General features: G+C 62.3%; 15 protein-coding genes. 7 read left to right on the forward strand and 8 right to left on the reverse strand.

The features are described from left to right. Positions 1 to 78: 78 nt before the first annotated feature. Both IP76_RS03515 and IP76_RS03520 read right to left on the reverse strand, forming a co-directional pair. Positions 79 to 282 carry a hypothetical protein gene (locus IP76_RS03515; RefSeq protein ID WP_054156777.1) on the reverse strand — a complete coding sequence of 68 codons (204 nt, stop codon included), beginning with the start codon at positions 280 to 282 and terminating at the stop codon, positions 79 to 81. Positions 283 to 515: 233 nt separating this feature from the next. Next, positions 516 to 950 carry a helix-turn-helix domain-containing protein gene (locus tag IP76_RS03520; RefSeq protein WP_082352387.1) on the reverse strand — a complete coding sequence of 145 codons (435 nt, stop codon included), beginning with the start codon at positions 948 to 950 and terminating at the stop codon, positions 516 to 518. Positions 951 to 1,055: 105 nt separating this feature from the next. On the opposite strand from IP76_RS03520, the gene IP76_RS03525 reads away from it, so the two are divergent. Continuing rightward, positions 1,056 to 1,826 (forward strand): SDR family oxidoreductase, encoded by a 771-nt coding sequence (locus IP76_RS03525; RefSeq protein ID WP_054156778.1) that lies wholly within the window; start codon positions 1,056 to 1,058, stop codon positions 1,824 to 1,826. A 69-nt stretch (positions 1,827 to 1,895) separates the two neighbouring features. Here the strand turns inward: IP76_RS03525 and IP76_RS03530 are convergent, their stop codons facing one another. From IP76_RS03530 to IP76_RS03545, 4 genes are all read right to left on the reverse strand, one after another. Continuing rightward, positions 1,896 to 2,225, reverse strand: a complete 330-nt coding sequence (locus IP76_RS03530) for a hypothetical protein (protein ID WP_054156779.1) — start codon at positions 2,223 to 2,225, stop codon at positions 1,896 to 1,898. Then, the gene (locus tag IP76_RS03535) at positions 2,222 to 2,503 is read right to left on the reverse strand and encodes a hypothetical protein (RefSeq protein ID WP_054156780.1); all 282 of its coding nucleotides are present in this window, start codon (positions 2,501 to 2,503) and stop codon (positions 2,222 to 2,224) included. Before IP76_RS03535 ends, IP76_RS03530 begins: the two co-directional genes overlap by 4 nt. A 271-nt stretch (positions 2,504 to 2,774) precedes the next feature. Beyond that, positions 2,775 to 4,109 carry a GAF domain-containing protein gene (locus IP76_RS03540; RefSeq protein WP_054156781.1) on the reverse strand — a complete coding sequence of 445 codons (1,335 nt, stop codon included), beginning with the start codon at positions 4,107 to 4,109 and terminating at the stop codon, positions 2,775 to 2,777. Then, the gene (locus IP76_RS03545) at positions 4,106 to 4,588 is read right to left on the reverse strand and encodes a hypothetical protein (protein ID WP_054156782.1); all 483 of its coding nucleotides are present in this window, start codon (positions 4,586 to 4,588) and stop codon (positions 4,106 to 4,108) included. Before IP76_RS03545 ends, IP76_RS03540 begins: the two co-directional genes overlap by 4 nt. A gap of 166 nt (positions 4,589 to 4,754) precedes the next feature. Here IP76_RS03545 and IP76_RS03550 point away from each other — a divergent pair, with 166 nt between their 5' ends. Then, positions 4,755 to 5,465 carry a hypothetical protein gene (locus IP76_RS03550; RefSeq protein ID WP_054156783.1) on the forward strand — a complete coding sequence of 237 codons (711 nt, stop codon included), beginning with the start codon at positions 4,755 to 4,757 and terminating at the stop codon, positions 5,463 to 5,465. A gap of 10 nt (positions 5,466 to 5,475) precedes the next feature. Continuing rightward, positions 5,476 to 6,081 carry a YceI family protein gene (locus IP76_RS03555; protein WP_054156784.1) on the forward strand — a complete coding sequence of 202 codons (606 nt, stop codon included), beginning with the start codon at positions 5,476 to 5,478 and terminating at the stop codon, positions 6,079 to 6,081. Between the two features lie 130 nt (positions 6,082 to 6,211). Here IP76_RS03555 and IP76_RS03560 read toward each other — a convergent pair whose 3' ends face one another. Continuing rightward, positions 6,212 to 6,415, reverse strand: a complete 204-nt coding sequence (locus IP76_RS03560; protein WP_054156785.1) for a BrnA antitoxin family protein — start codon at positions 6,413 to 6,415, stop codon at positions 6,212 to 6,214. 192 nt (positions 6,416 to 6,607) lie between these two features. On the opposite strand from IP76_RS03560, the gene IP76_RS03565 reads away from it, so the two are divergent. After that, on the forward strand, positions 6,608 to 7,039 hold the full coding sequence (locus IP76_RS03565; protein WP_054156786.1) for a hypothetical protein: 432 nt from the start codon (positions 6,608 to 6,610) through the stop codon (positions 7,037 to 7,039). Positions 7,040 to 7,054: 15 nt separating this feature from the next. Here IP76_RS03565 and IP76_RS03570 read toward each other — a convergent pair whose 3' ends face one another. Further along, positions 7,055 to 8,266, reverse strand: a complete 1,212-nt coding sequence (locus IP76_RS03570; RefSeq protein WP_054156828.1) for an ROK family protein — start codon at positions 8,264 to 8,266, stop codon at positions 7,055 to 7,057. Between the two features lie 237 nt (positions 8,267 to 8,503). On the opposite strand from IP76_RS03570, the gene xylF reads away from it, so the two are divergent. The 3 genes from xylF to IP76_RS03585 all read left to right on the forward strand — a co-directional run. Continuing rightward, complete coding sequence (gene xylF / locus IP76_RS03575; protein WP_054156787.1) at positions 8,504 to 9,544, forward strand: D-xylose ABC transporter substrate-binding protein; 1,041 nt, start codon at positions 8,504 to 8,506, stop codon at positions 9,542 to 9,544. A 259-nt stretch (positions 9,545 to 9,803) separates the two neighbouring features. Next, complete coding sequence (locus IP76_RS03580; RefSeq protein WP_054156788.1) at positions 9,804 to 11,117, forward strand: sugar ABC transporter permease; 1,314 nt, start codon at positions 9,804 to 9,806, stop codon at positions 11,115 to 11,117. A 14-nt stretch (positions 11,118 to 11,131) separates the two neighbouring features. Then, positions 11,132 to 11,775 (forward strand): ATP-binding cassette domain-containing protein (locus IP76_RS03585; protein ID WP_054156829.1); only part of this gene is annotated, 644 nt, incomplete at its 3' end.

Raw genomic sequence — 11,775 nt, forward strand, 5'->3', positions numbered from 1 at the left:
CCGGGCGGGTTTCAGGGACTGGACAAGGTCATTGATTGCGCGCACCGCGCCCACATCCCGATCCCTAATCCCCGATCCTCAATCCTTTCGGCGCGCCTCCAGCCGCCGGCGGTCGCGTTCCACATGGTCGAAGCCGAGCCCGGTCAGGCGGAACTGGCGCTTCTGAAACTCGCCGCGGATCATGATGAAGCCCATGGCTTCGGCTTCACTCAGCGTCTTCAGGCTCGTGCCCTTCGGCGGCGCCTGCCATTCCAGCCCATCTGCTGCATGCAGCAATACCATAATCTTGATAATCGCAGTCTCTCCATCGCTGTCACGTCCGGTCCGCGCGCGTGTCGGCTCCGCCGGGTGAGGGGAGCGCTTCTCGCCTGGGACCGTTCCGAGTGTGTCGAACAGTCCTATGCCTCAGCGCGGCCAAGCCGTCGATGGGCAAATGCAGCCGCCGCCCATCCGCCCCGCGACAGCGCGGCCCGCACCACCGCCTGACCAACGGCAGACGGCTGAAGGTCTCAGCCTCACACCGTGCGCCCGGCTGCCGCAAAGGCCTGGCGGGCGCGCATGATCTCGTCATGGTGTTTCTCGGCCCATTTCCAAACGCCGCAAAAGGCCTCGCCCAGGCTGTGCCCGAGCGGCGTCAGCGCATAATCCACATGGGGCGGAATGACCGGATGCACGGTGCGCTTCACCAGCCCGTCTTCCTCCATGCGCCGCACGGTTTGCGTCAACATCTTCTGGCTGATGCCGGAAACCACCCGGCCCAGCTGGGTGAACCGCAGCGTGCCATGCTCCTCCAGGGCCTCGAGGATCAGCAGCGTCCACTTGTCGGCCACCTTGCCGATAATGTCCTGCACCAGCGCCTCAAGCGCGGGATCAACCACCTCGGGAATCGTGTCGCGACCATGCAGGGCTAGATCCGGATCCCTGAATTTCCGCTCGGAAGCCTTGCTCATCAGACACTCTCCTTTTGGTGCGTATAAATCTTTTCGGTGCCTACTTTGGAAAAGAGAGTATGATCTCTAGTTTGGGCAAGCACAACACCAAAGAGGTTTCCCCAAATGCATATGACTGGCAACACCATCCTCATCACTGGCGGCGGCTCCGGCATCGGCGCCGAACTTGCCCACCGTTTCCACGATCTCGGCAACACCGTCATCATCGCCGGTCGCCGCATGGAAACGCTGCGCGCCGTGATTGGCGACCGGGCGAATATGCATGCCCGCAGCGTGGATATGGAAAATCCGGCCGCGATCGAGGCCTTCGCCGCAAGCTTGATCGCCGATTTCCCCGACCTCAACGTGGTCTTCAACAATGCCGGCATCATGCGCATGGAGGCCGGGCTCGATCGTCGCCGCGACCTCAGCGACGCCGAAGCCCAGATCACCACCAACCTGCTTGGACCCATCCGGCTCACCAATGCCCTGGTCGATCATCTGAGCGGTCGCGACAATGCAGCCATCGTCAATGTCAGCTCCGGTCTTGCCTTCGTGCCGCTGGTCATGGCGCCGACCTATTCGGCCACCAAGGCCGCTCTCCACAGCTACACGGTCAGCCTGCGCGACGCCTTGTCCGGCAAGGTCGAGGTGATCGAGCTTGCCCCTCCGGCCGTCCAGACGGAGTTGACCCCCGGCCAGTCCAGCCGCGAAGCCTATCTGCCGCTTAAGGATTTCATCGACGAGGTCATGGATCTCTTTGCGACCAAGCCTACGCCTGCCGAAATCCTCGTCGAGCGCGTCAACTTCCAGCGCAAGGCAGAGGCCGAGAACCGCTTCGACCAGACCTTTGCGGCGCTGAACGAGTTCGCCCGCAAGGCGCGTGACGGAAGCTGACCTCTGACGGCCGCGCCAGTCTGGCGCGGTCGTTTCCCTGTCCGGGCCGGCGTGCCGCGCGGTAGGGCGTCAGGTCTGCAGCGGATAGCGGGCCACGGCCAGCATGGCAACGAAGGCAATGGCCACGGCCGTAACGGAATGCGGAAAGCCGTAATGGGTCGTCGCAACGATGGCGAAGAACGCGGCAATGCGGGCCGCACCGAGGGCGAAATACCGGCTCGTCTGGTTGCCTTCCCAGTCGAGAATGCTGCGCGCGGCCACCAGGCCTCCGCCAAATGGATAGAGCGTCCAGGGCAATGTGCGCGCAATTTCCGCATTGCCGTCTTTCAGCCAGGCCAGCAGAAGGGCGAGCACGAAGGCGGCCCCGACAAGCCGCAGCAGGGCGATGATGAAGTTCACCGCTTCGATCCCAGCATCATCAGGCACAGGCTGGCAAAACCCGCAGCGGCCAGCCATCCGGCACCGAAGAGCAGCACTTTGACGGCCGTACCGAAGCCGACGAAGATCCAGTCGATCAGCGCCGTCAGCAGCAGCCCGCCGAACATCAGGATGAGGATCATGGTCCAGATGAAGCCGTTTGCGCCGGAAACCTCCTGCTTCAAACCCTGATATTCCATGAGGCCGGCAAGCCCCAGCGCCAGCCCGGAAATTCCCATGTAGATGTAAAGCAGAATCAAGTCTCAGTCCCCTTTCGCCCGCGTCGTCGTCTTGGATGGCGCCTGCGCGACCATTGGCGAATCGCCCCCGCGACGCCCCGTTTTCCACTCGATAGTCGAGCATCCCGCGGTCGATCAAGCCCCGGCTGCGCAAGCCAGGTTCTGGCTGCTTTGATGACTTCGGCAGTCCGCAGGTCGTTCCGCGACTTTACGGGATCGCGGCTGAAACGGACGGATGAGCCGAAGAGGAGGGCGTCGCGCAACTGAGCGCCGCTCAATCCTTGCCCGATCCTCACGTCTCGACGATGACAAGCTCCGGCGTGCCGTCGATCTCCAGTCTCAGCCGCCCGCGCTCAAGGCTGAAAATCCTGATCGGGCCGCCTTTTTCCGAGAGCCGGCGGCGCAGGAGGATCAGTCGTGTTTCCAGATTGTCCTTGATGTCGGGCAGCATCAGGCTTGCCTCGCGGCGGATTTCCCGGTTGAGGAATTCCTGCTTGCCCGTCTTGAGATAGGCTTCGATCAGGTGCTTCAGCAACCGCCCCGGCACGCCCCGGATCAGGTAGTCGTCACCGAGGAAAAGCGCGCCGTCACGCGGATAAAACCGCAGCTGGAACGCGCCGTCCGACTGAACATGTGTCGGCGGGGCAGTCGGCATGATCGCGCGCGTGTCCGGTCGTTCACGCTCCTGTTCGGCCAGCACAAGGGCCTGGGCAAGCTGTCCTGAGATCAGCCCCAGCGCCTGCTCGTCGCGATGGCGAAAGGCGAAACGCTGTTCGGATTCGGCAAATAGCAGACCGACCAGCCGTCCTTGCACGATCAGCGGCAGCGCGATCTGGCTGAACGGCACGTCAAGCGCGGGAAGCGGAATCCGCACCGCTCGCTCAAGCCCCGCCATTTCGCGCACGGCCTCCATATAGCGCCGCCCGCGGCTGAGATCGGTGATCCGAACCGTCTGCCGGGTTGCCGCCGAAATGCCGATCACACCGTCGCCGAAGGCCACTTCGGCGCCAAAGCCGAAGCGGTCGTAGCCGGCACTTGCAATGGTGATCATCCGCTTGCCGCTATCATCCGGCACCAGCACCATGGCGTGGCGAATGCCAAACAGCCGGGCAAGCCCGTCGAGCGTGGTGTCGAGCAGGCTTTCCGTATCGCCCGCTTCCGCCAGCAGACGCGATAGCTCAGCTGTCGGCTCGATCAGGTCCGGCAGCTCCACCGGCGGTGCGGCCTCCAGCGGGTGCGGCGTTGGCACCGCCTTGCAGTCGAGCACCCGGTAGATGTCGGCAGCCTTCAGCCGCATGATCCCGGCCATGCCCTGTTCGAGGATGGAGAGATGCGCCGAAAGCCGCTCGAACAGCGGTCCTTCCGTCTCCGAGCGCTCGAATGTCAGGTCGAGAATATGCTGGGCGCCGGTCAGCCCGTCGACCACCATCACCGTCGCCAGCCCATTGGCCGCGACATTGACGGCCGTCTTCGACAGGAACTGGTTGGACAGCGCCACATGGCTGTCATCGACGATATGCACATGGCTGAGGTAGGAGATATTCGGCAGCCCGTCTGCATCAGTCGTGGCTATGACCGAGGGAATGACGCCTTCGAAACTGTCGCGGATACGACCAAGCGGGATCACGCCACATCCTCCGCCACCGCCTGAAAGCGCCGTCCGGCACCGGGCCCCGGCGTCTGCTCGAAGATGTCACTTGGGCGAAACGTGATATGCCAGAGATCCCAGTCGCTGAGCGTGCTCGATAGCTGCAGCCGTGTCACCCCGAGCCGGGTCATCAGGGCAAGCTGTGCCTCGACATAGTGGCGGCCCCAGGCCGCCGCCGTGCCATCTGCCGCTCCGCTGCCGGTGATCACGCCTTTGATCTGAAAGGAGCGATAATTGTCGGGCTGAACGAAAGTGGTGGCGATCGGCCGGCCGGGCAGGGCCTCTGCCACCGCCAGAGGCCACTGGCTTTGCGACACCAGCACATGCACGAGGCCCGTCGCCCGATCATACCGCGCGCCAGACCCGCGCCCGATCATCGGCCGGTGACCCTCATCGCGGGTTGCGACCAGGATCATCATCTGCCCCTCGATGAATGCGGCGACTTCTGCTGCCAGCAATGCCCGTCCTCCTGAAACATCGCCGAAGATAAAAGCTTAGGAAAGTCTTAGCAATCGGGCCGTGTGCTTAGGAGGGATTTAGGAAGCACTTGTTTCAGGCCTGGTTTATCCCGCTCTCATTCGCGCCGGACCAGTGTTCCGGCGGGCAAACGAGAGGGAAAAGATCATGACGCATAGCCATCCATCCATCACCGCGATCCCGGATCTGAACGGACGCTACGATCTCTACGGTGCCGTCCACAAGGGCCTGCGCAAGGCCGGTTGCGACTTGCTGGTCCGGCTCGGCTCGACCGATTTCGATCAGGCCGAAGACACAGAGGAAGTGCTCGCTTTGCTGCGCACCTATCTGATGCTGGCCGCCTCCCATGTCGGCCATGAGGACGCGCATATCCATGGAGCCCTTGCCGCGCGCGGCGTGGCAACCGACACCGTCGATCACCAGCATGATGACCACCGCGAGGCCTTCGACCAGCTCGAAGCCCTTGCCCGCGGTGTCGAAACCGCCTGGCCCATGCATCGCCGCGCTTCGGGCCGCAGGCTCTATATCGCCTTCGCCGCTTATCTGGCGGAAGACCTTGCCCATATGCACGAGGAGGAAACGGTCACGGCCCGGGCGCTGTGGAACCGCTTCACTGATGACGAACTCTCGGTGATCGAGCTCAACATCGTCTCCTCGCTGTCGCCGGAAAAGAACATGGCCTTCATGCGCATCATGATCCCGGCGATGAACCCGCTGGAGCGGGCGCAGATGCTGGGCGCCATGCAAAAGGGCGCACCGCCGGAAATCTTCGATGCCGTCATCGAATTTGCCGTGCGTCCGTCGCTCAATCCGAAAGCCTTCGGCGATCTCGCCGGCCGGCTGAAACTCGCCGCGTGAGGAGACGAAGATGCATAGGCTCGCACTTGCTTTTTTTCTTCTCGCCCCGGTTCCGCTTGTTCTGGCCGCCCAGGACGCAGCTGCACCGACCGGGGTCTATGTGACGGATCCTGCCCATACCAGCCTCACCTGGAAGATCAGCCATTTTGGCCTTTCCAGCTACACAGCCCGCTTCACCGGGGTCGAGGCACGCCTCGACTGGAACGCCGAGAAGCCGGAGACCTCGGACCTGACGGTCACCATCGATCCGCTCTCGGTGCAGACGGACTTCCCGTTTCCGGAGAAAGAGGATTTCGACGGCAAGATCGGTCGCGGTGAGGATTTCCTCGCGGCAAAGCCGATCACCTTCAAAAGCCGCCGGATCAAGGTGACGGGGGAGGGGCAGGCAACTGTCACTGGTGATCTGACCTTCCGCGGCGAAACGCATCCGGCAAGCCTGGATGTGCGCTTCAACGGTTCGGTTGCCGAGCACCCGATGGACAAGAAACCCCGCCTCGGCTTTTCCGCCACCGGCGTGGTCCATCGCACGGATTGGGGCCTGGGCTTTGCCGTTCCCGCGCTCGGCGAGGATGTCGACCTCCTGATCGAAACCGAGTTCGTCCCGCCGCAATCCTAAGCAAGGCAAGGCCTTAGCCTGGATCAGAGAATGTGAAGCACGAAGGCTGCGGAACCCCGCAGCCTTCGCAGAGGGCCGGCAACCGGGGCAGTCTGCCCGCGTCAAGGGCGCTTTCGAGGCGGCAGCGTTCTTAAGTCTTCGATCTCAGCCATTCCCTCAAAGCAGCGTTGATCCGCGATTGCCAACCCGGCCCCTCGCGCCGCAAGTCCTTGATCACGTCCTGGTCAAGCCGGATGGTGGTCGAGATCTTCGGCCTCTCGCGGATTGGCCGCCTCATCCGCGCTGCATCAAGTTTCTCGCACCAGGGAGACAGCGTCAGGTCGGGGGGTGTCATCGCCAGTGTCTAGTGGGCCTTGAGGCATACGCGGATTGTGCACGCTCATCTGCCATTCTCATATGGAAGATCGCACGACAGCACCTGTCTTTTGCTACCGGTTGTTCATCAAGAATACATCCCGGCGCATGTGATGGATTGCACCTCATGGCTGTAGGCTTTACGCAATATCTGCAATCAATGGAGGAATGCATGTCGCAAACTGAGATCACCACCAAGAGTGCCGGGCAAGCCGCCACGGTCCGCACCTATGCCTTCCTTCTGTTCGGATTGTTGTTCTGGCCCTTGTTGATCGCGGCCCATGTTCGTGCGTCACGAAACAGGGCCTCTGCCGATCCGGTGGAGCGGAGCCACGCTGGCTTCCAGTATCAGACAACGACGGTCGCCCTGATTCTGGGCTGCGTCCTTTTTCTCGCATTTCTCGTGGTGGTCTTCGGTTTTCCGCCCGAAGAGGCCCTGGCCGCATCGCATTGGCGAATGCGCGGCATCCTGTTCTTCAATCTCGGCTATTGGGTGGCCCTATGGGCGGCACTGCGCGCAGTTCGCGGTCTCTACCTTGCCGGGCTCGGAAAAGCGGTTCAGCGCCCGGCCTTGTGGACCCTGTGGGCGAAACCTGCTGATTGAGGCTCTGGCCCCACCTCATCCCCCCAGCCCCTGTTCGATCTTCGTCAGCGCCCGGTCCACATGGCCCTCGAACACCAGCGTTTCCTCCTCCGTGATGATCAGGATTTCGGGCGCGCCGCGCACCTTCACATGCAAGGATTGCTTCAGCCCCTCGTCGATCCCCCGCTGCAGAAGATCCATGAAGCGCGTGCCGGGCCCGGTGATGGCAATCGGCATGGTTTCTTCAGCCAGGCTCAACAGCCGCGACAGGCCCTCGCCAAGCGCCAGCCCCGCCTGACGAAAGGCATATTGCGAGGCACGGTGGCCTTGTCTTGCGCGGCCCGCAATCTTTTCCATCTCGGCAAGCGGCACGAATTGCGCCGGGATCGTGTCCGGCGGCACTTCAAAAGCCATGCGCAGAATGCCGTAAAAGCCGGCGGATGCCTCGATGCAGCCGTAAGCGCCGCAGCGACAGAGCTTGCCGTCATCGGCATGCAGCATATGGCCGAAATTTGGGGCGCGCACATCAAGCTCGCCATGCCGGTCGCGCAGCGCCACCCCCAGCCCGATGGAATGGCCAAGCGAGAGCGTGGCAAGCGAGGCAAGCGGCGTACCGCGTGTCTTTTCCAGACGCGTGGCGAGCGCATGGGTCACAAGCAGGCTCTCGTTGAAGAGATGCACGCGCGCTTCGCCAAAGCCTTGAAGGGCTGCTTCGAAATCAAGCGGCTCGTAGCCGAAGACGGGCGACCAGGACAGTCTCGCGCCCTCGCGGTCGGCCAGCCCCTTGCTGCTGATCGACACGATGGAAATGGCGCTGGCCGGCAGGCGGGAGCGGGCAATCAGCCGGTTAAGCGCTGACGTGAACCCCTCAAGAAACTGCCGGGCAGAGGCCGGCCCCTGATCGCGGGCCTCCTCGATGCGGTCGATCATCGTGCCGCGAAAATCCGCCAGCGAATATTGCACGGCATGGGAGGAAATTCTGACAGCGATGACATGGGCGGCATCGGCACGGCGGGCAAAGAGCACACGCGGCCGTCCGCGTCCGCCAGCACTTGCCACTTCCCGCCGCTCGATCAAGCTGCCCTTTTCCAGCATGCCGGTGATGGCGGAAACGGTGGCAGACGAAAGCCCTGTTAAGGCTGAGATATCGGTATGCGCCAGCGGGCCGTCGCGCCGAAGCGCTTTCAGCACCAATCCATTGTTTTGCTGACGAACGGCCTCCGTGCTCGCTTTCGCGCCCGTCGTCATCGGGGGCTTTTCGCCCGGTTTGTTTTGATCCACCGCATGCTCCTCCCAAAGCATTTGGTCGCTGTCTTTTCAAGCACTCCTCAGCCCGTGTTGACAGCGTTCGAAACATCTGACAGTTATTTTCTCGACTGTCGAGAAAAACCATTGGACGGGGTTCCATGGGGCAGGGCAGTTTTCAGGCGGGGCGTCGGCAGGGAGGTACTTCCGGCGATCCGCTTTCACCTTGGGAGGTTACAAATGAAATCCGTTTTGAAGCTGATGGCAGCAACTGCCGTCATCGTAAGCCTGCATTCTGTCGCCAGCGCCGAAGGCCTGACGGTTGGCGTTTCCTGGTCGAACTTCCAGGAAGAGCGTTGGAAGACCGACGAAGCCGCCATCAAGGCAGCGCTTGAAGCCGCCGGCAACAAGTACATTTCCGCTGACGCTCAGACTTCGGCTGCCAAGCAGCTCACCGACATCGAAAGCCTGATCGCACAGGGCGCAAACGCCCTCATCGTTCTGGCCCAGGATTCGGAAGCCATCGGCCCGGCCATCGAAAAGGCCACCGCTGAAGGCATTCCGGTCGTCGGTTACGACCGCCTGATCGAAAACCCGGATGCCTACTACATCACCTTCGACAACAAGGAAGTCGGCCGCATGCAGGCCCGCGAAGTGTTGAAGGCAAAGCCGGAAGGCAACTACGTCTTCATCAAGGGCGCCTCGACCGACCCGAACTCCGACTTCCTCTATTCCGGTCAGGTTGAAGTCCTGAAGGAAGCCATGGACGGCGGCAAGATCAAGAATGTCGGCGAAGCCTATACCGACGGCTGGAAGCCGGAAGCTGCCCAGAAGAACATGGAGCAGTTCCTGACCGCCAACAACAACAAGGTCGATGCCGTCGTATCGTCCAACGACGGCATGGCCGGCGGTGTTGTCGCAGCGCTCGAAGCCCAGGGTCTTGCCGGTTCCGTTCCGGTCTCCGGCCAGGACGGCGACAAGGCTGCTCTCAACCGCGTTGCTCTCGGCACGCAGACCGTGTCTGTCTGGAAGGACAGCCGCGAACTCGGCAAGAAGGCTGCTGAAATCGCCAACGAACTCGCAGCTGGCAAGGCCATGGGCGAAATCGAAGGCACGGTTAAGTTCTCCGGCGGCCCGAAGGGCACCGAAATGAACTCCTACTTCATCAACCCGCTGCCGATCACCAAGGAAAACCTCAACGTCGTTATCGACGCTGGCTGGATTTCCAAGGAAGAGGCCTGCCAGGGCGTTGCCGCTGGTTCGGTTGCTGCCTGCAACTGATCTGACTGGATAACGCACTCAAGAGCTTGAGCCGGAACGCCGCAGCCTTTTGCGCTGCGGCGTTTCGACTGGTCGAAGGCAGGAATGCCAAAATCGGCAGGCCTTTCAAGGCGCCGGTGGTTTTGCAGCAAGGCTTCAAGGCTTGGCAAACCCAAAAAAATGCCTCGACCCGCAGGCCGGATCCGCCCGGCAGCCCTTCGCTTGGATGAAGCGTGGGCCTCGATCGCAAGCCGCACTACGACTGGGGAGACAATTCGTAATGGCCGATAACAGCATAGCCACGTCGTCGATGGGCGCGAGGGCGTCCAATGTTTCAGCGGTAAAACGCTTCTTTCAAGCAACCGAGATCGACACCCGCCTCTTAGGGATGGTGATCGCGCTTGGCATCATCTGGGTTGGCTTCGACCTCCTGTCCGGAGGCCTGTTCCTCACCTCGCGCAACCTGTGGAACCTTTCGGTCCAGGCCGCATCGGTGTCTGTCATGGCAACCGGCATGGTACTGGTCATCGTGACCCGCAACATCGATCTGTCGGTCGGCTCCATTCTCGGCTTTGTCGGCATGATCATGGCGGTTCTTCAGGCGCGCATCCTGCCGCCGATCATCGGCTTTGAACATCCGATGATGTGGATCATCGCGCTCTCCGCCGGCATCGCGCTGGGTGCCGCCATCGGCGCCTTCCAGGGTGCCATCATCGCCTTCCTCGGCGTGCCCGCCTTCATCGTCACGCTGGGCGGTCTTCTCGTCTGGCGCGGTGCCGCCTGGCTCGTCACCTCGGGTGCAACCGTTGCCCCCATGGACACCACCTACCGCCTGATGGGCGGCGGTGCGGATGGCTCGATCGGCGTGACCGCCAGCTGGATCGTCGGCCTCGTCGCCTGCCTGATGATCGTGCTGTCGATCCTCAACACCCGCAAGCAGCGCCGCCGCTTCGGCTTTCCGCTGCGCCCGGTCTGGGCCGAATATTTCCTTGTCGCTGCCGGTTGTGCTGCCATTCTCGGCGCCGTCTATGTCGCCAACACCTATTACATGCCGGTCAACCTTGCCCGCAAATATGCGGAAGCCAACGGCATCGCCTGGCCCGAAGGTGGTCTGCAGATCGGTCTCGGCATTGCCGTTCCCGTTCTCATTGCCATCGGCATCGCCATGGTCATGGCCTTCATCACCAACCGCACCCGCTTTGGCCGCTATGTCTTCGCAATCGGCGGCAACCCGGAAGCGGCTGAACTTGCCGGCATCAAGGTCAAGTGGGTCACCGTCAAGATGTTCGCGCTGATGGGGGCACTCTGCGCCATCGCCGCTGCCATCTCGACCGCCCGCCTCAACGCTGCGACAAACGCCCAGGGCACGCTCGACGAGCTCTACACCATTGCGGCTGCCGTCATCGGCGGCACCTCGCTTGCCGGCGGCGTCGGCACCATCGCCGGTGCCATGCTCGGCGCCATCGTCATGCAATCACTGAATTCGGGCATGGTTCTGCTCGGTCTCGACACACCGCTCCAGAGCATCGTCATCGGTATCGTGCTCGTCGTCGCGGTCTGGCTCGACACCGTCTACCGCGCCCGTGCGAAGTAAGGGGAGTTGAACTCATGTCGGAAAATCGTACCCCCCTCGTGGAAATGCGCAACGTTTCCATCTCCTTCGGCGGCATTCACGCCGTCGATGATGCCTCGATCGATCTCTTCCCGGGAGAAGTCGTGGCCCTGCTCGGCCATAACGGTGCCGGCAAGTCGACCCTGATCAAGATCCTCTCCGGCGCCTACAAGCGCGACAACGGCGACATCCTGGTCCGTGGCGATTTCGCCGACATCAACAACCCGCGCGACGCCAAGAAATACGGCATCGAGACGATCTATCAGACGCTTGCCGTCGCCGATAACGTCGATGCCGCCGCCAACCTCTATCTCGGCCGCGAGCTGCGCACCGCCTGGGGCACGCTTGATGACGTCGCGATGGAAGCCAAGGCGCGTGAAGTCATGGGGCGCTTGAACCCCAACTTCCAGCGCTTCAAGGAGCCGGTCAAGGCACTCTCCGGTGGTCAGCGCCAGTCGGTGGCAATCGCCCGCGCCATCCTCTTCGACGCCCAGATCCTGATCATGGACGAACCGACGGCAGCACTCGGTCCGCAGGAAACCGCCCAGGTTGGCGAACTCATCCAGCAGCTGAAGAAGGACGGCATCGGCATCTTCCTGATCAGCCACGACATCCACGACGTCTTCGACCTCGCCGACCG

Source organism: Rhizobium sp. AAP43 (assembly GCF_001296045.1).
In the GTDB taxonomy this organism is placed as follows: Bacteria; Pseudomonadota; Alphaproteobacteria; order Rhizobiales; family Rhizobiaceae; genus Allorhizobium.